We start from the raw sequence: 19,388 nt of genomic DNA, 5'->3' as shown, positions 1-19,388 counted from the left end.
TCACGCCGCTGCCGCGTGGTCCCGGCACGTCACGGTGAGCACGCCGTTGTCGAGGCTGACGTCGATGACCGTGTTGTCGTGCGCTTCGCCGCCGAGCAGCGCGCGTCCGATCCGGGTCTCGACCTCGCGGGCGAGGAACCGGCGCAGCGGCCGGGCGCCGTACACCGGGTCGAAGCCCTGTTCCGCGATGAAACGCAGCGCCTTGTCGGACACCTCCAGGGTCATGTTCTGCTCGGCGAGCCGCTTGCGCAGTTCGCCCAGCATCAGTTCGACAACCCGTTCGATCTCCGGCAGCGTCAGCGGTTTGAACAGCACGATGTCATCGATGCGGTTGAGGAACTCGGGCCGGAAGTGGCCGCGCAGCGCCGTCATCACCTCGTCGCGCGCGGACTCGGTGATCTCGCCCTCGGCATTCACGCCGTCGAGCAGGAAATGCGCGCCAATGTTGGAGGTCATGATGATCACGGTGTTGCGGAAGTCGACCGTGCGGCCCTGCGAATCGGTCAGCCGTCCGTCATCGAGCACCTGCAGCAGCGCGTTGAACACGTCCGCGTGCGCCTTCTCGATCTCATCGAACAGCACCACCGAATACGGCTTGCGCCGCACGGCTTCGGTGAGCTGGCCGCCCTCGTCGTAGCCGACGTACCCGGGCGGCGCGCCGACGAGCCGCGAGACCGTGTGCCGTTCCTGGTACTCGCTCATGTCGATCCGGACGATGTTGTCCTCGGTGTCGAACAGGTCCGCGGCGAGCGCCTTCGCCAGTTCGGTCTTGCCGACCCCGGTCGGGCCCAGGAACAGGAATGAGCCGATCGGACGGCGCGGGTCCTTGATCCGCGACCGTGCCCGGATGATCGCGTCCGCGACCAGCTGCACCGCCTCGTCCTGCCCGATCACGCGCTCGTGCAGCAGTTCGTCCAGGCGCAGCAGCTTCTCCCGCTCGCCCTCCTGCAGCCGGCTGACCGGAATGCCGGTCCAGCGCGACACGACCGCCGCGATCTCCTCCTCCGTCACGACCTCGCGCAGCAACCGGGTGCCCGCCTGCCGCGTGGCGAGCAGTTCTTCCTCGCCCACCAGGCGACGCTCCAGCTCGGGAAGCTTGCCGTGGCGCAGTTCGGCGGCCTTGTTCAGGTCGTAGGCCCGCTCGGCCGCGTCGGCGTCCCGGCTGACCTGCTCGATCTCCTCCCGCAGCGCCTGCACCTTGTGCAGTGCGGAGCGTTCCGCCTCCCACTGCGTCCGCATCCCGCCCGCCTCGGCGCGCAGATCGACCAGTTCGCGACGCAGTTCTTCCAGCCGGGCGTGACTCGCCGCGTCGGTTTCCTTGGCGAGCGCGGCTTCCTCGATCTCGGTGCGAGTCAGCCGCCGGCTCAGCTCGTCCAGTTCGGCGGGCATCGAGTCGATTTCCGTGCGCAGCATCGCGCACGCCTCGTCCACCAGGTCGATCGCCTTGTCCGGCAGGAACCGGTCGGAGATGTAGCGATGGCTCAGCACGACGGCCGCGACCAGCGCGCTGTCCTGGATCTTCACGCCGTGGAACACTTCGAGCCGCTCCCGCAGCCCGCGCATGATCGAGATCGCGTCCTCGACCGACGGCTCGTCCACCAGCACCGGCTGGAACCGTCGTTCGAGCGCGGCGTCCTTCTCGATGTACTTGCGGTACTCGTCCGCCGTCGTCGCACCGATCAGGTGCAGTTCGCCGCGGGCGAGCATGGGTTTGAGCATGTTGCCCGCGTCCATCGCGCCTTCGGTGGCACCCGCGCCGACGACGGTGTGCAGTTCGTCGACGAACAACAGGATCCGGCCCTCGGCCGCGGTCACTTCGTTGAGCACCGCTTTCAGCCGCTCCTCGAACTCGCCCCGGTACTTCGCGCCCGCGACGAGCGCGCCGAGGTCGAGCGAGAAGACCGTCTTGCCTTTGAGGCCTTCCGGCACGTCGCCGCGGTCGATGCGCTGCGCGAGCCCTTCGACGATCGCGGTCTTGCCGACGCCCGGATCGCCGGTGAGCACCGGGTTGTTCTTCGTCTTGCGCGACAGGATCTGGATCACCCGGCGGATCTCCGCGTCGCGCCCGATGACCGGGTCCAGCTTGCCCGCCGCCGCGTCGGCGACGAGGTCGCGGCCGTACTTTTCCAAGGCCTCGTAAGCGGATTCCGGCGTCGCCGAGGTGACCCGCTGGTTGCCGCGCACCTTCCGCAGCACCTCCAGGAACTTGTCCCGGGTCAGGCCCGCGCCGCGCAACAGCCGTCCGGCCGCGCTCGAACTCCCCTCCTCCAGCAATGCCGCGACGAGGTGTTCGACGGACACGTAATCGTCCTTCAACCGCCCCGCTTCGCGATCGGCCGCGTCGAGCACGCGGGCTAGCCGGGCGGTCACGCGCGTTTCGCCGGGCGCGACGCCGGGGCCGCTCACCTTGGGACGGCGGCCGAGTTCCGCTTCCAGCTCTTGCCTGAGCCGCGCCGGGTCCGCGCCCGCCTCTTCGAGGAGCCGGGACGCGAGCCCGTCGGGCTGGTCGAGCAGCGCGAGCAACAGGTGTTCGCCGTCGACCTCCGGCTGGCCGTATTTCAGCGCGGCGGTCTGGGCGGCGTGCAGCGCTTCCTGGGATTTCTGGGTGAGCCGGTTGGGATCCATGGTCAGTCTCCGCTGCGTCGGGATCGGGTACGGAGGTCCGCTTCGAGGTCCGCGATGCGGTCGAGCAGGTCGGCGACCAGGCCGACCGCGGCGTAGTTCAGCGAGAACCCGGCGCGCAGCCGCTGGATCCGCGCCGCCGCGGACACCTGCGCGGCCGGGAACCACCATTCGCCGCGCGCGTCCTCGACCGGTTCCAGCAGGCCCAGCACGGTGAACCGGCGGACCAGCTCCGGATGCAGGCCGGTCGCGTGGGCGAACGTCGGCAGGTCCAGATGCGCCGCACCGGGGCTGCGGCGCACGAGCGCGTAAGTCATCCCGGCCTCCTCGGGTTGTCGTCAGTGGCCGCGGCCAGCTCCTCGTAGAGCTTCCGCTGCTCGTCGGTCAGGTGCTGAGGGACGACGATCTTGACCGCGGCGTACAGGTCGCCGGGGTTGCCGCGGTTGTTCGGGATGCCACGCCCGCGCAGGCGGAGCTTCCGTCCGCTGGACGTTCCCGCCGCGATCTTCAGTTTCGCTTCGCCGCCGCCGGGAAGGTCCATGGCGACGGTCGCGCCCAGCGCTGCTTCTGAAGGCAGCAAAGGAAGATCGACGGTCACGTCCCGGCCTTCTACCCGGTAGCGCTTGTCGTGCACCAGATGCACCACCAGGTACAGGTCGCCGCGCGGCGCGCCTTCGCCGCTGCCGTAGCCGCCTTGCCCGGCCAGCCGGATGCGTTTGCCGTCGGTCACTCCGGCCGGGATGTTGACGTCGACCGTGCGCGAACCCTCCGGGCCGTCGAGGGTGAACGACCGCCGTCCGCCGTGGAAGGCCTCGTCCAGGCGGATCTCGACGCCAGCTTCCTGGTCGGCGCCGGGGATCGGACCGCGCTGACGGCCTTGGAAGCCGCCGAACATGCCGCCGAAGAGGTCCTCGAAGTTGACTCCTTCGGCGCTCTGGAAACCGCTGCTCTGGAAGCCGCCTTGGAAACCGCCGCCTGCCTTGGCGCGCGCGTAGGTGTCCGGGTCCATGTCCGGGGGAACCTGGCGGAAGTCCTTGCCGAACGCGTCGTAACGCTTGCGTTTCTCCGGTTCGGAAAGCACGTCGTACGCCTCGGAGACGGCCTTGAATTTCTCCTCCGCGCCCGGGTCCTTGTTGACATCCGGGTGGTACTTGCGGGCGAGTTTGCGGTACGCCTTCTGGATTTCATCCTGGCTGGCTGTCCGGGAAACGCCGAGCAGTTCGTAGAAGTCCTCGCTGTCGCTCATCAATCCGCCTTCGCGACCACGACCGCCGCGGGCCGCAACTGATTCTCGGCGCCGCCGTAGCCGGGGCGCACGACCTGGACCACCGTGCCCGGCTCGACGCCCACCGCCGGAACGACCGACACCGCCTCGTGCACCTGCGGGTCGAACGGTTCCCCCTGGTCGTCCGCGTGCCGCGGGAACCCGAGGTTGGACATCGCCAGGTCAGCCTGCGCCCGCACCGCTTGCACCCCGGCAACGATGGTCGCGGGGTCCGCCTCGGCGTGCCCGATGGCCAGGTCCAAGTTGTCCAGCACGGTCAGGAGTTCTTTGGCGGCCCGCTTGCGTTCCTGCTGCCGCACCTGCACGGTGTCCCGCACGGTGCGCTTGCGGAGGTTGTCCAGATCCGCCAGCGCCGTGCGCCAGTTGTTCTCCAACTCGGCGACTCTGGCCTGGAGTTCGGTGCTGCTTTCCGGTTCCGCAGCGTCTTGCTGCTGGTTCTCCATGGCGGTCAGGAGGTGGTGAATTCGGCGTCGACCACGTCGTCGCCGTCGTCTGGGGATTGCGCACCGGGCGCGTCGCCCGCGGTGGACGCGACCGCGGACAGCCCGTGGAACAACTGCTGGAGTTCCGAGGTCATCGACCGCAGCTTCGCCAGGCTCGGTTCGTCCTGCTTGAGGAGGTCCCGGGCGTCCACGGCAAGGTTCTCCGCGCGAGCCTTCTCGTTGACCGGCACCGCGTCGCCCAGCTCGGAGACACTTTTCTCCACCTGGTAAACGGCGCTGTCCAAGGTGTTTCGCGCGTCGACGATCTCGCGCAGCTTGGCGTCCTCGGCCCGGTGCGCCTCGGCGTCGGCGACCATGCGGTCGACGTCCGCGGAGTCCAAATTGGAGCTTTCGGAGATGGTGATGGTTTGTTCCCGGCCCGAATTGGTGTCCTTGGCCGAGACGTTGAGGATGCCGTTGGCGTCGATGTCGTAGGTGACCTCGATCTGCGGCACGCCGCGCGGGGCGGGCGGGATGTTCTCGAGCCGGAACCGGCCGAGCACCCGGTTGTCCGCCGCCTTCTCGCGTTCGCCCTGCAGCACCACGATGTCCACTGCGGACTGATTGTCCTCGGCGGTGGAGAAGGTTTCCTTGCGCCGGGCCGGGATCGTGGTGTTGCGGTCGATGACCTTGGTCATCACGCCGCCCATCGTCTCGATGCCCAGCGAAAGCGGGGTGACGTCCAGCAGCAGGACGTCCTTGGCCTCGCCCTTGATGATGGCCGCCTGGACCGCCGCGCCGAGGGCGACGACCTCGTCCGGATTGACCGTCATGTTCGGGTCTTTGCCGCCGGTCATGCGCCGCACCAGCGCCTGCACCGCCGGAATCCGCGTCGAACCGCCGACCAGGATGACCTCGTCGATGTCGTTCGCGGTGAGCTTCGCGTCGGCCAGCGCCCGCTCCACCGGCACCTTGCAGCGCTCGACGAGGTCGGAGGTGATCTGGTCGAAAGTGGAGCGCATCAACGTCGTGTTCAGATGCTTCGGACCCGAGGCGTCCGCGGTGATGAACGGCAGGTTGATCGTGGTCTGTGTGACCGACGACAGCTCCTCCTTCGCCTTGGACGCGGCCTCGAACAACCGTTGCAGCGCTTGCGGATCTGCCCGCAGGTCGATGCCGTTCTCCTGCTCGAACTGATCCGCGAGATGGTCGACGACCCGGCGGTCGAAGTCGTCGCCGCCGAGATGCGTGTCGCCCGCGGTCGAACGCACTTCCACGACGCCGTCGCCGATGTCCAGCACGCTGACGTCGAACGTGCCGCCGCCGAGGTCGAACACCAGCACCGTCTCGTGCTGCTTCTTGTCGAGCCCGTAAGCCAGCGCCGCCGCGGTCGGCTCGTTGATGATCCGCAACACCTCGAGCCCCGCGATCCGGCCCGCGTCCTTCGTCGCCTGCCGCTGCGCGTCGTTGAAATACGCCGGCACCGTGATGACCGCCTCGGTGACCTTCTCGCCCAGGAACTTCGACGCGTCGTCCACCAGCTTGCGCAACACGAGCGCCGAAACCTCCTCCGGCGCGTATTTCTTGCCGTGCACGTCGAACCGCACCGCGTCGTCCGGTCCCGGCACGACGTCGTAGGACACCGCGTCGATCTCACTGGCCACCTCGTCGAACCGGCGGCCGATGAACCGCTTCGCCGACGAGATCGTGCCCTTCGGATTCATGATCGCCTGCCGCCGCGCGAGCTGCCCGACCAGCCGCTCGCCCGAATCGGTGTACGCGACCACCGACGGGGTCGTCCGAGCCCCGTCCGCATTGGCGATCACCGCGGGCTGACCGCCCTCCAGCACCGCGATGACCGAGTTGGTCGTCCCCAGGTCGATGCCCACCGCTTTCGCCACGACGCCGTTCCTTTCCGGGATTTTCTTCTCCTGCCCGAATACCTCCGGACAGGGCGAGTCCGAGGTCTGGTGTACTGGAGAAGGAAAGGGGGCGTCAACACGGGATGATCTTCGCTGGCGCGTTTTCCAGGGGAATTGTCGTGCGATTGTGGGACGCGCCAAAGAAGATTGTTCCGCGACACAAAGGGTCGACCAGGGAAGCCGCGCTACCCGGCGGGGAGCTCCAGCCCCACGTCCCGCGCCAGCGTCCGAGCAGCCTGGTTGCGGGCCAGCGAGGGGTACTCGGCCAGCACCCGGCGCAGTTCTCCCGTGATGAAGCCGGTCCCAGCGGCCACGAATTCGTCGGCGGAGCAATGCACTACGGTATCCAGATAGGTCGGAGTGACCCGGAGGGAACCTCGATCGAAGTCGAAGACGATGAGTTCGGCGTTCTCCGTGAAGTCGATCGTCCAGGTTCCGCTTCCTGTCCGGGCGACGGCCATCACGTTACGCACGCAGAACATGGCGTCGAACAGCGGCACCCAGCCCCACGGAGGCCCGATCCCGATTCCGGCATGGGAGATCGAAAGCTGGCCGAGGAAGAAATACCACTGCAAATCGTGTTGGGAAATGGCAGCCAAGCCTTCAGCATGGGCATATTCTCGCCCAGCAGGCGTGTAGACGGGACTCGGCGAGAAAGAAATTTCCACAAGACACTCTCCTAGCGCCGACAAGGCAGCAAAGCGTGGGTCAACTGTGCGAGCAGGGCGCTGGCATCAGCGGCAACGACGACAGCCGTGTTCGCCCCGGGCGTCGCCTCACCAGTTTGGGTCTGCCCACGCCGCTCCCCGACGTCGACGGTGACCGACGCGTGGCAGAACCTGGCGATCGACGGGTCGAGCAGAATCGCGGCGGCCAAGGGGTCATGCAGGGGAAAAGCCGGTAACTTTCCCGGCATGGCAAGGAGCATCGCCGCCATCCGCCCCCACAGCCGGTCCTGATCGGCAGCGCGGCGTTCGAGCCATAGCCGGGTGACGGTGGCATTGCGGGTCACATCGAGAGGAACCAGCGTCAGGTCGAACCCAGCCGCCACGACCTGGGCCGCTGCCTCCGGATCGTGCCACACATTGCTTTCCGCGCAGTCGCTGATGTTGCCCGTCACCTCGAATGCGCCAGCCATCGACACCACGCGCCGGACCAGCCGGGGCAACTCGGGTTCAGCCTGGAGAGCGAGCGCGACATTGGTGAGCGGGCCGAGCGTCAGAAGATCGACCCGGCCGGGGCTCTCCCAGGCAAGACGCACTAGTTGCTCGGCGGCGGTTTCCTCCCGTACGGGCGTCCGCTTCGGCGAACCCGCCGCCTTGCCCAGCAGATCTTCGGGGTGGGCGAGATGCAGAGGACGGGCGAGCGGATCAGAAGCTCCTACCGCGACCGCTGTCGAGTGATCCCCCGCGAGCTCGAGCGCTCGCAAGCCGTTGTCGGCCGCGGCCGCCGCGGACACGTTGCCGTGCACTGAACCCACGCCGACGATCTCCACCCCGGGCGTACGGGCCAGGAGAACGAGAGCAAGCGCGTCGTCGACACCGCCGTCCTGGTCGACAATGACGGTGGTCGTGGTCGCCATAAGACATCTTCTCCGGAGACTGGCGAACAGCGCAAACTTCGCCGTCAACCGAACCGGAGAACAACACGTCAAACGCGGCCACTGCAAGCCTCGGCAGTGACCGCGTTCGGCGGAGAAATCAGATACCCATGCTCGCACCAAGGCTGTCCAGCGCCTTGGTGACCATGCCCTGGGCGGTCGCGTTCAGGTTGGAGTTGGTGCCGTTCACGACCCAGTCCGAACCGGAGAAGATCACCACGGTCACGCCGTTGTCGACGCCGCCGTCAGTGCCGCTGCTGTTCATTCCCAGCAGCGAAGCCGCCTTCACCGACGCCTCGCCCAATTCGCGCGAGTCGTTGTCCGAAGTGTCCTGGTCGTTGGCGGTCTGCGTGTCGCCGAAGATCGCGCCGATCACCTTGCTCTTGTAGAACATCAGCGCGAACTGACGGCCCTTGATGCCGTGTTCCTTGTAGAAGAAATGCGGGCAGGGGCTCTTCTTGTCGTAGCAGTCGTCGCCGAGGACGTAGAACGGCACGTGGTGCGCGCCGAGCGACTTTCCGTTGCTGTCCTTGAAAGTCGTCGTGCCCTGATGGTCGGGATCGGGGTCGGGGTCGCTGCCGTCGGTGTCGACGGCCAGTCCGGAACCGTAGGCGTAGACGCCCTTCGCCACCTGGTAGACGTTGACGTTCTTGGCCCGCGTCATGGTGTTGATGTGCGGTTTGGAGTTGACCTTGTTCGCGTCCGTGCTGTTCTTCTTGACACCGGCCAGCACCTGCGCGGCCGTATAGGACTTGGCGGTGGCGTCGGCGGTTTCCGCGTGCGCGGAGTTGACCGCGAGCGGCACGGCGAGCGCCAGGGCGGCGCCGACCACAGCGAAACGCCTACGGGAGGATGACATGACCGGGCGACCTCCAGCCTTCATTAGGAAAACTTCCTAACATAGTGAACCACCCGTGACCGGCCCGTGTCACGAGGTGATTCCCAGAAAGTCCGCGGCGGCCGCCTGGTGCTGGGAATCCACGCCGGACAGGTGCCGCTGACCGGAACTCGGCCGCCCAGCCGAGCCCAACGGACCGGACCGCACGTGAGGGGAACCCTGAGGGAATCTGATTCCCGCAGGGCTCCCCTCACGACCGACAGCGGGCCTAGGACGCGCAGTAGGCCTTCAGCGCCGCGTTGCCGAGCGTGGTCTGCCCCCGGGTCGCGGCTCCGGCCAGATGGTTCTCATTGGCCGCCACCAGCACCTGCTTGCTGCCGTCGTCGCTGGTCAGCCACGTGTTGAAGTAGCCGAGCACCCCGCCGCTGTGATTCCACGCCATTCCGCAGGCCGTCGGCGAAAGGCCGATCCCCAGCCCGTACTGGTTGCCCGCGTTGTCGATCGGCACCGTCGTCTTCAGCTCGGCCTGCTGTTGCGGCGGCAGGAGCTTTCCGCTCAACAGCGCGCGTTCGAACGTCGCCAGATCGTCCTCTGTGGACACAATGGCGCCCGCGGTCCCGAAGGCCTGCACATTCGACACGGTGAAGTCGTTGTAGAACACGCCGAACGAGATGTAGTAGCCGTTCAGGTAATTGCCGCTCAACCCCGGGTCGGCGGTCGGGAACGAGGTGTTGCTCAATCCGAGCGGCTCGAAAATGCGCCGCTGCATCTCGACGGCCGGTTCGTTTCCGGTCACCGCCTTGATCACCATGCCGGCGAGGATGTAGTTGGTGTTCGAGTAGTGGAACGACGTGCCCAGCGACGGATGCGACGTCGCGATGTCCACCAGCGTCTGCGGCGGCCACGCCTGGCGCGGGTTGGTATTCGCGACGTAGGAGTTGATGAACCGCGAGTCGCCCGTGTAGTCCGGCAATCCGGAGGTCTGGTGCAGCACCTGCCGGACGGTGATCTTCGTGCCGTCGTTCCCGTTGGCGTTCACCGCGCCGGGCAGCCAGCGGGCGATGGTGTCGTCGAGGGAGAGCTTGCCTTCGGCTTCCAGTTGCAGCAGCACCGCGGCGGTGAACGCCTTGGTGTCGCTGCCGATCCGGAACCGCGCTTTCGGGTCCGCCGGGGTCTTGGTGGTGAGGTTTCCGTATCCGGCGTGGATGTACTGCGTGCTTTCGCCGTTGCGGACCAGCCCGATCACCCCAGGGTATCCCGCGCTGACGCCGGCCTGGGCGCCCGCTTGGAGGATGTCGGCGGGAGTTTCCGCCGAAGCCGGGCTGGCCAGGCCGATCAAGGCGGCCGCGACCGCCACGGCACCGAAAGCTTTGCGTCTCATCGCACTCCTCAAGTTCGACAGCCGCCGGGTTTCCGGCGAGAGGCGTGCGCACCGTATTCGCTCTCGATCAAACCTCGATGAATCCTCAGAGCTTGGCCGCGTCCACGATCGCCTGCGCGAACGGCCGCGGCGCCTCCTGCGGCACGTTGTGCCCGATGCCGTCGAGGATCCGGTGCTCGTATTTTCCGGTGAACTTGGCGCGGTAGCCCTTGCCGTCCTTGGCCGCGCCGTCGAAGTCGCTGGCCAGGGTGATCGCCGGGACGCCGATGGTCGCGCCCGCGGCGAGTTTCTGTTCGTCCGCGTCGTATCGCGGTTCGCCGGGGGCGAGGCTGAGCCGCCAGCGGTAGTTGTGGATGACGATCGCGACGTGGTCCGGGTTGTCGAACGCCGCGGCGCTGCGGTTGTACGTCGCGTCGTCAAAATGCCAGGTCGGCGAAGCCGTCTTCCAGATCAGCTTGTTGAAATCGTGCCGGTTCGCCGCGTAGCCCGCGCGGCCGCGCTCGGTCGCGAAGTAATACTGGTACCACCAGCCCAGTTCGGCGGCCGGGGGCAGCGGCTGCAGGTTCGCCTTGAGGTTGGCGACGATGTACCCGCTGACCGGGACGACGGCCTGGCACCGCTCGGGCCGCAGCGCGGCGATCACCGCGGCGGTCCGGGAACCCCAGTCGTATCCGCCGAGGATCGCTTTGTCGATTTTCAACGTGTCCATCAGCGCGACGACGTCGAGCGCGATGGCCGTCTGCTGCCCGTTGCGGACCGTGTCCGCGGACTTGAACACCGTCGGGCCGAACCCGCGCAGGAACGGGACGATCACCCGGAACCCTTGTGCGGCAAGCAACGGCGCGACGTCGGCGTAGCTGTACGGGTCATACGGCCAGCCGTGCAGCAGGATCACCGGTTTGCCGCCCGCCGGGCCGAATTCGGCGTACGCCATGCTCACGACTCCGGCGTCGGCGTGCTTGATCGTGCCCAGCGAGGTGTGCTCGCCCGAACCCGCCCGCAGGTCGGGAGCCACGGGCTGCGAAGCGGCGGGCGACGAGCAGGCGGCGAGCGAGGTCGCTGCCACACCGGCCGCGAACATCTGGGTGAATCGTCTCCTGCTGATCATCTGAACTCCTGTGCGCAAGACCGTGGGACGGTCTCGACGCTAGGGAGCCCGGCCGCCCGGCCGCGCCCGTCGGATGACGCAACCGGCGTAAGTCAGTCGCCGAGCGCCCGCACCGCGTCGGCCAGTTCGGCGCGGGAGCTCACGCCGAGCTTCGGGAAGATCCGGTGCAGGTGGGTCCCGACGGTCCGGTGCGAAAGATAGAGCCGCTGCCCGATCTCCCGGTTCGTCAGCCCCTCGGCGGCCAGCTGCGCGATGCTCAGCTCGTGCGGCGTCAGCTTGTCGCGCGCGTCCGGGCTGCGGTTCGGACTCGACTCCCCCGCGCTGCGCAACTCGCGCCGCGCCCGCTCGGCCCACGCCGCCAGACCGAGCGCGTCGAAAGTCTCCCGTGCGGTACGCAGGTGCGCCCGCGATTCGACGACCCGGCGCTGCCGCCGCAACCACTCGCCGAACGCCAGGTGGACCCGTCCGCGTTCGGCAGGCCATCCGCTCAAGTCCGCCTGCAAAGCCGCCGTGAACAGGTCTTCGGCGGTTTCCTTCGGAGCGAGCACGGCCCGCGCGTACCGCAGGCCGATGTGCAGCGCCGGTGCCTCGGACGCGGCTCCCAACGGCTCCAGCTCGGCCAGGATTTCCCGCATCGCATCGGTTTGCCCGGCCCGGACGGCGGCTTCGGTCAGCTCCGCGACGCAGTACGCGCGGAGAGCCAGCTGATACGCCGGATCCGCGGGGTCGAGCAACCGGCGCAAGTCGGCGAACGCGTCCTCGTACCGGCCTTCGCTCAACGCCACGAGCCCGCGCGCGAGCTGGACCGTGGCAAGCACCGGACGCGCTCCGGCGGCGAGCCCAGCGCGTTCGGCCTCGTCGGCGAGGGCGTTGGCCTGCTTGTGGTCCCCGCGAAGCGCGGCAATCTCGGCCTGGACCGCCAGCGCCAGCCCACCCATGAACGGCTGCCCGGTCTCCTGCGCGAGCCGGACCGCCTCGGCGGCAGACGGTGCCGCGCCAGCCAGGTCGCCGAGCCGGACCCGGCTCCACGCCTGGACGGCCAACGCGCGCGGCAACAACCCGAGCCTGCCTTGCGCGCGCAGGCCCGGCACCGCGGCCGTCGAGAAGCGGGCGGCGAGGTCGAAGGCGCCTACCTGCAAGGCCGCGCTGCCCAGGTAGCGGTCGGTTTCCGGATCGGCCCCGGTCGCGCCCGCGAGTACCCGAAGCTGCGCCAGGACCGCGGTGCCACGCTCGAACGGCGCGACGTACGCGGCGACCGCGATCAGGCGCGGGTCGTCGTCCGGTAGCGGCAGCTCGGCAGCGACGTCCAGTAGCGTCTGACGGGCTGTCGCGCCGGGTTCAGCCCAGAAACACCGCATCGCCGCGCCCCACAGGATCCGCATCGCGGCGTCGTCCTGTCCGTCGGCGGCGACGGATTCGGCGAGCGCCGCCAACTCCCCGATCCGGGCGGGATCCTCGCGGACGCCGTCCTCGAAACCGCTGAGCAACTGGCTCGCGGTGGCCTTCCGGCGCGCGGAAAGCGATCCGTTCCGGGCCTCGCGCACCAGCCGTTCAGCGGTCTCGCGGCGACCGGATTCGACGGCCAGCTCGGCGGCCCGCAGCAACCGATCCGCCCGGGCGTCCGGGTTTTCGCTGAGCTGCGCCGCCTGCTCGAGTGCCGCGATCGCCGCCGCGGCCCCGCCTCGCCGCCGCGCTCGGTCGGCTGCCGATTCCAAGGCCGCGGCCACGGTTTCGTCCGGACCGGCGGCAGACCGGGCTTGGTGCCAGGCCCGCCGATCCGGCTGTTCGCGCACCGTCTCGGCCAGCGCGAGCTGCGCCCGCCGACGCTCGCTGAGCGTCGCCGCCGCGGGAATGGCCGACCGCATCAGCGGATGCCGGAAGGTCAGGCACCCGACCGCGAACTCGACCAGCCGGGCGTCGACAGCGGGGCTCAGCACCTCGGGTTCCACCGGCGCGCCGAGCAGAACTCCCGTCGCGGCTAGGGTTTCCGCGATCGAACCGGTCTCGTTGAGCGCCGCGACCAGCAGGGCGGCGCGGGTGGCTTCCGGCAGCGTCGCGACCCGGGAGGCGAACGTCCGCTCGAGCCGTTCGGTCAGCGGCAGGACCGGATCGAGCACGTCGAGGTCGGCGACCGCGGCCGGAAGCTCGGTGAGCGCGAGCGGATGACCCGCGGATTCGGCGAGCAGCCGGGTACGGACCATCGGGTCGAGCCTCGGCGCGACCGAGTCCAGCAGCTCCGCGGCGGCGTCGTCGGAAAGCCGGTCGAGCGGCATCAGGCAGAGCCCGGCGTCCACCAGCGGACCGGATCCGTCGCGGAGCGTCGCGAGCAGGGCGACCGGTTCGGTCTCGATCCGCCGGGCGACGAACGCCAGGACGTCCGCGCTGGCGCGATCGAGCCAATGGACGTCCTCGGCGACGACCAGCACCGGCTTCGCGGCGGCGGTGTCGGCCAGCAGCGTCAGCGCGGCGAGCCCGACCAGATACGCGCTGGGTTCCGGTCCGTCCGCGAGCCCGAGCGCGGTCTCCAGCGCCGTCCGCTGCGGCGCGGGCAGCCCGGCCACACCTGCGCGAATGGGGTGCAGGAGCTGGTGCAGCCCGGCGTACGCGAGGTCCTGTTCGGCCTCGGCGCCGGTCGTCCGCAGCACCCGCATGCCCGCGACCGACGCGGCCGCGGCCGCCGCGCCGACGAGCGCGGACTTCCCGATGCCGGCCTCGCCCCGGACGAGGACGCCGACGCGCCCTTCCGGGCCGTCCACCAGCTCGGTCAGCTCCTTGAGCTCGGCGTCCCGTCCGCGCAGCGTCATGATCCCTGACGATACCGGGCGACGACGTACGTCAACGGCGTCGTCCGACGGGCGCGAAGGGTACGGCGGCCGCCTTAGTTTCAGGCGAAAGCGACCCTCCACAAAGGAAAGCGATGAGACGCACCCGAACACTTCTCTCGGCGTTGCCGCTCGCGGCGCTGCTGGTGACCACCGTCACCCAGCTCGCGCCCAGCGCCGCGGCGGCCGAAACCACCGCCTGCGCCACCGTCCCGGTCACCGCGCCCAGCGGCGCGAAGATCGAATCCGTGCAGGCCGAAGCCAAGCCCGGCTACTGCGAAATCACCGTCACGCTCACCCATCCCGGGGCCAATGACCACGTCAAGGTCGGGGTGGCCCTGCCGCAGACCGGCTGGACCGGACGGCTCCAGGCGGTCGGCGGAAGCGCGTACGCCGCCGGGGACTTCGGCGCACCGCTGGCCCAGGCCGCCAAGGACGGCTACGCGGGCGTGACCACCGACGCCGGCGTCCTGTCCGGGCTCGACACCTCGTGGGCGCTGACCGCGCCCGGCAAGGTCGACCAGCCGCTGCTGACGAACTTCGCCACCCGCTCGGTGCACGAGGCCGCGCTGATCGGCAAGGACGTCACGCAGCGGTTCTACCACCGGCCGGTGACCTACTCGTACTGGAACGGCTGCTCGACCGGCGGCCGCCAGGGCTACTCCGAGGCGCAGAACTACCCCGGCGACTTCGACGGCATCCTGGCGAACGCGCCCGCGGTCCACTGGACGCAGTTCGCGGTCGCGACGCTCTGGCCGCAGATCGTGATGAACCAGGAGCACGACTTCCCGAGCGCGTGCGTCTTCACCGCGTTCCGGCAGGCCGCGGTCCAGGCGTGCGACGCGAACGACGGCGTCAAGAACGGCATTGTCGACCGGCCGGACGAGTGCAGCTACGACCCGCGCTCCCTGATCGGCACGAAGGTCCTCTGCGACGGCAAGGAAATCACCGTCACGGCCAAGGACGCCGACGTCATGCGGAAGATCTGGGCCGGGCCGACCGACGAGCGCGAGCGGAAGCTGTGGGACGGCCTCCCGAAGGGCGCGGACTTCACCTGGCTGGCCGGAACCGGCGACAGCCCGTACGCCACCGGGTTCCCGGTCGCGGTCAAGTGGGTGCAGTCGTTCGTGGAGAAGCAGGCCGACTTCGACGTCTCGAAGCTCAGCTACGCCCAGTTCGCGCAGGTGTTCCGCCAGTCGGTGCGGGAGTACGACGACGTCATCGGCACCGCCGACCCGGACCTGTCGGCCTTCCGCCGGACCGGCGGCAAGCTGCTGACCTTCGTCGGCACGGACGACCAGCTCATCCCGCCCGGCGGCACCCTGCGCTACCGCGCCGAGGTCGAACGGGCGATGGGCGGCGCCCACCGGGTGAACGACTTCTACCGGCTGTTCCTGGCCCCCGGCGTCGAACACTGCGGTGGCGGTACGGGCGCGACGCCGACCAACCCGCTCGGCGCGCTGGTCGACTGGGTCGAGCACGGCAAGGCCCCGGCCACCCTGGCGGCCGCGACCGCGGACGGGAAGCAGACCCGCGACCTGTGCGCGTACCCGCGGGTCTCGCGGTACAAGGGCTACGGCGACCCCGCCGTCGCGTCCAGCTACCGCTGCCGCTGACCTGTGCCGTGCGTGCCGACCCCAGCGGCACGCACGGCACTTCCCTCATGACGTACAGCGATCCGGTCGTCCGACCGACGCGAAGATGATCAACGGCTGCCTAGTTTTCGTTCCATGGCTCATTTTCTTCGCACCGCGATCCTCGGTTCAGCCGCTTTGCTGGCGACCGCGTGCTCCGCTTCCGCCGTTCCCGCGCCTCCGGTGGCCTCCGCCCCTCCGCCCGCCGCGGCCTCGGGGTGGCCGCCCGCCCCCGTCGTGCCGCTGCCGTCCCAGCCGCCGCCCGCGCTCACCGTCGACGCGCCGCTGCCCGAACAGCTCGCGAAAGGCCTGGTCGTCCTGCGCTACCGGGCGGACAACCTGCGCATCGTCCCGGTCTACGGCTCGGCCGCGCTCGACGTCTCGCCGCGCATCGGCCACATCCACGTGACGGTCGACGACGCGCCCTGGCACTGGGCCGACGGCAGCGGCGAACCGCTGATCATCCAGGCGCTGCCGCCCGGCCCGCACAAGGTGTGGATCGGGCTGGCCGACCCGACGCACCACGTCCTGGACAGCAAAACCGTCAGTTTCGTCGTGCCGGTGGGCGGCCACCACTGAGCGGACCGGCAGAATCGGGCGCATGCTACCAGCCGAGCGTTCCCGATGACCGATCTCGCCGACGGCAGGCTCAAGCTGCGCCATCTGCGCTACGTCGTGGCGATCGCCGAACAGGGCTCGCTGGTCGCCGCGGGCGAACGGCTGCACATCACGCAGCCGGTGCTGACCCGCGGGCTGCGCGAACTCGAGTCGATCCTCAAGGTCGAGCTGTTCGAACGCAGCCCGCGCGGGATGACGGCGACGCTGTTCGGCGAGGTCTTCGTCGACCACGCCCGGGCAGTGCTCGCCGAACTCCGCCAAGCCGGGCGGCATCTCGAAGAACTCGTTGACGGCCACGCCGGCACCGTCACGATCGGCACCTTCCTCGCCGGGGCGAGCGTGCTGCTGCCCCGCGCGGTCGCGCGAGTGAAAGCCGTCGCCCCCGACCTGACCGTCATCATCCGGCACGGCGGCCCGGAAGCGCTGTACGAGGCGCTGCTCGCGGGCGACGTCGACCTGGTCGTCGGCACGCTCGAACCGGCGAACAACGACCGGTTGCGCCAGCACCACCTCTACTACGAGCCCGCTCGCGTGGTGGCGCGCAGCCAGCATCCGGCGCACCGGCGGCCGGGGCTCACGCTCGCCGATCTGGTCGGCGAACTCTGGTCGATGCCGCCCGCCGACAACCCGCAGCGACGGCAATTCGAGGAACAGCTCCTGAGCCGCGGCCTCTCCACCCCGGCCAACCGCATCGAATGCGGTTCGTTCCTCGCCGTGCGCGCCATCGCGCTGGAGACCGACACCCTGGTCGTGATGCCGCAGCTCGTCGCCGACACCGAACCGGAGCTGTCCGCGCTGCCGATCGACCTCGGCATCGTGGAATCGGTCGGCGTCACGCTGCCCGCGGGCAGGCAGCTCACGCCGACGATGCTGCTCATGATGCGAAAACTGGACGAGGTCGCGGCCGAGATCCGGGCGGCCATCAGCGGCTATACCCAACCGACATAGCCGAGCGCCAACGCGGCATTGGACGGGCATGACCACGGCTCCTAGCGTGTGAGTCATGGAAATGAATTCCTCCTGCTGCACCCCTCCCGGATCCGGTTCCGGGTCCGGTTCCGCTTCCGCGACGATTTCGCGCCCGGTTCCGACAGTCGGCGGAAGTTTCCGGCTGATCGACGATTCCGGCACCGCAGTCACCGAACGTTCCTATTTCGGAAAATACCTCCTCGTCTTTTTCGGCTTCACGCATTGCCAGACCGTGTGCCCGCCCGCGCTGGCCCGGATCGACCAGGCGCTCGACCACCTCGGCGATCACGCAGATCGAGTGCAGGCCCTTTATGTCACGGTCGATCCGGAACGCGACACCCCGGAGGTCATGCGCGATTTCCTGGCGGCCAATCATCCGCGGATCACCGGACTGACCGGACCCGCCGCCGAAATCGAGTCGGCGAAGAAGGCCTACCACGTGCACTCCCGGCGCGTCGACGACCCCGACGGGTACCGGACGCCGCACAGCGCGTTCACCTACCTCATGGGCCCCGAGGGCGAATACCTCGCCCACTTCGTGCATCCGGTGGACAGCAACGACATCGCCGCCGCACTTAAGTCCTGTTTGGCGGATCGGTGACGCCGGCCGCCCCGGACATCTCGGGGTATCCGGCACTCGACGACAAGCAAGCGGGCCACGTCCAGCACGTGCGCAATCTGATCGCCCAGCAGGACAACGAATGGGCGAACATGGGCAGCATGCGGTGGGGCCAGGAATGGACCGACGCCTACCGCTACCAGCTGACCCAGATGGCTTACACGCTGGGTTTCGCGCATTTCCACCATCTTCCCGCCGCCCCCGGAGCGTTCCGGCCGGTGTTCGAGGAGATCATCCGGAAAATGCAGCTTCCGGAAGTGTGGGCGTACTGGCGCGAGACCAGCCGGGGAAGCATCCGCAACAACCCTGACCTGACCGAATTGCGTGAAGGCTGGCGCGATCCGGTGGTCAAGGAAAACATCATGTACAGCGGCCGGTTCTTCGCGATTCTCGGCATGCACAGCATGTTGTTCGACAGCGACCAGTACGACCGCGCAGGCGCGCTTTCCTTCCGCTGGGACCCGCTCTTCCAAGGACTCGGCACCGAGATCTACGAGTACTCGCTCAGCTCGCTCGCCGACAACCTGTACTGGCAGATGGCCGAACAGGGCTGGTACGGCATCGTCTGCGAACCCAACTGCCTTTTCCTCGTCTGCAACCAGTTCCCGATCCTCGGCTTCCGGTTCCTCGACCTGCGCAAAGGCACGTCGGTCGCCGAGGAGGTCACCCGGAACTATCAGGCGGCGTGGGACGAACGGGGCATCCTCAACGAGTACGGCGAGTACTGGCGGCTCTGGTTGGTCGAGCAGAACCGGCCGGAGATGCCCCTGGAAGGCGGCGGCAACGCCTGGACGGCGCTGAACCTGAACGCCTGGAGCCGCGACCTGGTGCACCGGCTCTATCCCGACCAGATCCGCGACGAGATCCGGCGCACCCCGGACGGCCTGGTCACCCTCGCCGAACCGACCGCGGCACTGGAAGCTCGCAAGGCGCGCCTCGCCGGCCGGGAACCGGAGTTCACCCGCGACCTGGATTTCGCCTGGCGCGCCCCGGCTTTCGGCTACGTCGCGGCCTGCATGGCCGAGGTCGGCGATCACGAGAACCTGCGCGGCCTCCTCGGCTACGCCGACGCTTACCTGAACCCGACCTGGGAGAACGGAGGACTGTTCTACCCGCGCGAGGACCGGTCGTTCGACGAGAACGGCAACATGATCTTCATGGACCGGCTGACCGGCAACGCGATGCTCGGCTACGCCCGGCTGAACGTCGCCGACGGGCTGTGGAAGATGTATCACCATCCGTGGACCGCGGAACATTTCCGGGAGCCCGCGGTGACGGCGATCGAAGGCCCCGCCGAGTTCGTTCGCGCCTGGTACGACCGGGAAAAGTCGTTGCTGGCACTGACTTTGCGGCCAGTGGCCGGGAAACCGGCCGACGTGACGCTGCGGATCGGCAACGTCGACCGGCCCTGGAAACTGTTCCGCGACGACGTGCTCGCCGCCGATTCGCCCGGCCTGCGCACCCGGTCCGAGGGGACCGATCTCGTCGTCAGTCTCCCGCTCGCCGTCCGAACCAATCTGACGCTCTGCTTCCAGAAATGAGAAATCC

The 19,388-nt window shown here is 68.7% G+C and carries 16 protein-coding genes; 5 read left to right on the top strand and 11 right to left on the bottom strand.

The window, feature by feature from the left end:
• The 11 genes from clpB to FKO37_RS15395 form a co-directional block, all read right to left on the bottom strand.
• On the bottom strand, positions 1-2,625 hold the full coding sequence (gene clpB / locus FKO37_RS15445; RefSeq protein ID WP_238604773.1) for an ATP-dependent chaperone ClpB: 2,625 nt from the start codon (positions 2,623-2,625) through the stop codon (positions 1-3).
• 2 nt (positions 2,626-2,627) lie between these two features.
• Positions 2,628-2,939 (bottom strand): chaperone modulator CbpM, encoded by a 312-nt coding sequence (locus tag FKO37_RS15440; RefSeq protein ID WP_238604772.1) that lies wholly within the window; start codon positions 2,937-2,939, stop codon positions 2,628-2,630.
• On the bottom strand, positions 2,936-3,868 hold the full coding sequence (locus FKO37_RS15435; protein ID WP_134733826.1) for a DnaJ C-terminal domain-containing protein: 933 nt from the start codon (positions 3,866-3,868) through the stop codon (positions 2,936-2,938). Before FKO37_RS15435 ends, FKO37_RS15440 begins: the two co-directional genes overlap by 4 nt.
• Complete coding sequence (locus FKO37_RS15430; protein ID WP_238604771.1) at positions 3,868-4,350, bottom strand: nucleotide exchange factor GrpE; 483 nt, start codon at positions 4,348-4,350, stop codon at positions 3,868-3,870. The genes FKO37_RS15435 and FKO37_RS15430 overlap by 1 nt, the downstream gene beginning before the upstream one ends.
• Before the next feature lie 5 nt (positions 4,351-4,355).
• Positions 4,356-6,230: a molecular chaperone DnaK gene (gene dnaK / locus FKO37_RS15425; RefSeq protein ID WP_134669517.1), complete on the bottom strand. Its 1,875-nt coding sequence runs from the start codon at positions 6,228-6,230 to the stop codon at positions 4,356-4,358.
• Positions 6,231-6,436: 206 nt separating this feature from the next.
• Positions 6,437-6,919, bottom strand: a complete 483-nt coding sequence (locus FKO37_RS15420) for a hypothetical protein (protein WP_238604770.1) — start codon at positions 6,917-6,919, stop codon at positions 6,437-6,439.
• A gap of 11 nt (positions 6,920-6,930) precedes the next feature.
• Entirely contained in the window at positions 6,931-7,833 is a 903-nt protein-coding gene (locus tag FKO37_RS15415; protein WP_238604769.1) for a nucleoside hydrolase, read from the bottom strand.
• A gap of 118 nt (positions 7,834-7,951) precedes the next feature.
• The gene (locus FKO37_RS15410) at positions 7,952-8,710 is read right to left on the bottom strand and encodes a glycoside hydrolase family 75 protein (RefSeq protein WP_238604768.1); all 759 of its coding nucleotides are present in this window, start codon (positions 8,708-8,710) and stop codon (positions 7,952-7,954) included.
• Positions 8,711-8,957: 247 nt separating this feature from the next.
• Positions 8,958-10,070, bottom strand: coding sequence for a serine hydrolase (locus tag FKO37_RS15405; protein WP_134669521.1), 1,113 nt, complete (start codon positions 10,068-10,070; stop codon positions 8,958-8,960).
• A gap of 85 nt (positions 10,071-10,155) precedes the next feature.
• Positions 10,156-11,178, bottom strand: coding sequence for an alpha/beta fold hydrolase (locus tag FKO37_RS15400; protein WP_134669523.1), 1,023 nt, complete (start codon positions 11,176-11,178; stop codon positions 10,156-10,158).
• Between the two features lie 92 nt (positions 11,179-11,270).
• The gene (locus FKO37_RS15395) at positions 11,271-13,982 is read right to left on the bottom strand and encodes an AAA family ATPase (protein WP_238604767.1); all 2,712 of its coding nucleotides are present in this window, start codon (positions 13,980-13,982) and stop codon (positions 11,271-11,273) included.
• Between the two features lie 113 nt (positions 13,983-14,095).
• On the opposite strand from FKO37_RS15395, the gene FKO37_RS15390 reads away from it, so the two are divergent.
• The 5 genes from FKO37_RS15390 to FKO37_RS15370 all read left to right on the top strand — a co-directional run bounded on the left by FKO37_RS15390 (position 14,096) and on the right by FKO37_RS15370 (position 19,381).
• Positions 14,096-15,616, top strand: a complete 1,521-nt coding sequence (locus FKO37_RS15390; RefSeq protein ID WP_238604766.1) for a tannase/feruloyl esterase family alpha/beta hydrolase — start codon at positions 14,096-14,098, stop codon at positions 15,614-15,616.
• 114 nt (positions 15,617-15,730) lie between these two features.
• Positions 15,731-16,213 carry a DUF6130 family protein gene (locus FKO37_RS15385; RefSeq protein WP_238604765.1) on the top strand — a complete coding sequence of 161 codons (483 nt, stop codon included), beginning with the start codon at positions 15,731-15,733 and terminating at the stop codon, positions 16,211-16,213.
• Between the two features lie 45 nt (positions 16,214-16,258).
• The gene (locus tag FKO37_RS15380) at positions 16,259-17,200 is read left to right on the top strand and encodes a LysR substrate-binding domain-containing protein (protein WP_238604764.1); all 942 of its coding nucleotides are present in this window, start codon (positions 16,259-16,261) and stop codon (positions 17,198-17,200) included.
• A 55-nt stretch (positions 17,201-17,255) separates the two neighbouring features.
• Positions 17,256-17,822 carry an SCO family protein gene (locus FKO37_RS15375; RefSeq protein ID WP_238604763.1) on the top strand — a complete coding sequence of 189 codons (567 nt, stop codon included), beginning with the start codon at positions 17,256-17,258 and terminating at the stop codon, positions 17,820-17,822.
• On the top strand, positions 17,819-19,381 hold the full coding sequence (locus FKO37_RS15370) for a hypothetical protein (RefSeq protein ID WP_238604762.1): 1,563 nt from the start codon (positions 17,819-17,821) through the stop codon (positions 19,379-19,381). Before FKO37_RS15375 ends, FKO37_RS15370 begins: the two co-directional genes overlap by 4 nt.
• Positions 19,382-19,388 lie beyond the last annotated feature (7 nt).

Source organism: Amycolatopsis sp. Poz14 (genome assembly GCF_006704225.1).
Lineage (GTDB): Bacteria > Actinomycetota > Actinomycetes > Mycobacteriales > Pseudonocardiaceae > Amycolatopsis > Amycolatopsis nivea.
The sequence above is the reverse complement of the archived record's forward strand: the minus strand, read 5'-3'. Positions and strand labels throughout refer to the sequence as shown.

Coding starts and splice junctions, on each gene's coding strand:
- clpB (WP_238604773.1), bottom strand. CDS start 2,625: ATGGATCCCAACCGGCTCACCCAGAAATCCCAGGAAGCGCTGCACGCC.
- FKO37_RS15410 (WP_238604768.1), bottom strand. CDS start 8,710: ATGTCATCCTCCCGTAGGCGTTTCGCTGTGGTCGGCGCCGCCCTGGCG.
- FKO37_RS15380 (WP_238604764.1), top strand. CDS start 16,259: ATGACCGATCTCGCCGACGGCAGGCTCAAGCTGCGCCATCTGCGCTAC.
- FKO37_RS15375 (WP_238604763.1), top strand. CDS start 17,256: ATGGAAATGAATTCCTCCTGCTGCACCCCTCCCGGATCCGGTTCCGGG.
- FKO37_RS15400 (WP_134669523.1), bottom strand. CDS start 11,178: ATGATCAGCAGGAGACGATTCACCCAGATGTTCGCGGCCGGTGTGGCA.
- FKO37_RS15440 (WP_238604772.1), bottom strand. CDS start 2,939: ATGACTTACGCGCTCGTGCGCCGCAGCCCCGGTGCGGCGCATCTGGAC.
- FKO37_RS15435 (WP_134733826.1), bottom strand. CDS start 3,868: ATGAGCGACAGCGAGGACTTCTACGAACTGCTCGGCGTTTCCCGGACA.
- FKO37_RS15390 (WP_238604766.1), top strand. CDS start 14,096: ATGAGACGCACCCGAACACTTCTCTCGGCGTTGCCGCTCGCGGCGCTG.
- FKO37_RS15405 (WP_134669521.1), bottom strand. CDS start 10,070: ATGAGACGCAAAGCTTTCGGTGCCGTGGCGGTCGCGGCCGCCTTGATC.
- FKO37_RS15430 (WP_238604771.1), bottom strand. CDS start 4,350: ATGGAGAACCAGCAGCAAGACGCTGCGGAACCGGAAAGCAGCACCGAA.
- FKO37_RS15395 (WP_238604767.1), bottom strand. CDS start 13,982: ATGACGCTGCGCGGACGGGACGCCGAGCTCAAGGAGCTGACCGAGCTG.
- FKO37_RS15385 (WP_238604765.1), top strand. CDS start 15,731: ATGGCTCATTTTCTTCGCACCGCGATCCTCGGTTCAGCCGCTTTGCTG.
- FKO37_RS15415 (WP_238604769.1), bottom strand. CDS start 7,833: ATGGCGACCACGACCACCGTCATTGTCGACCAGGACGGCGGTGTCGAC.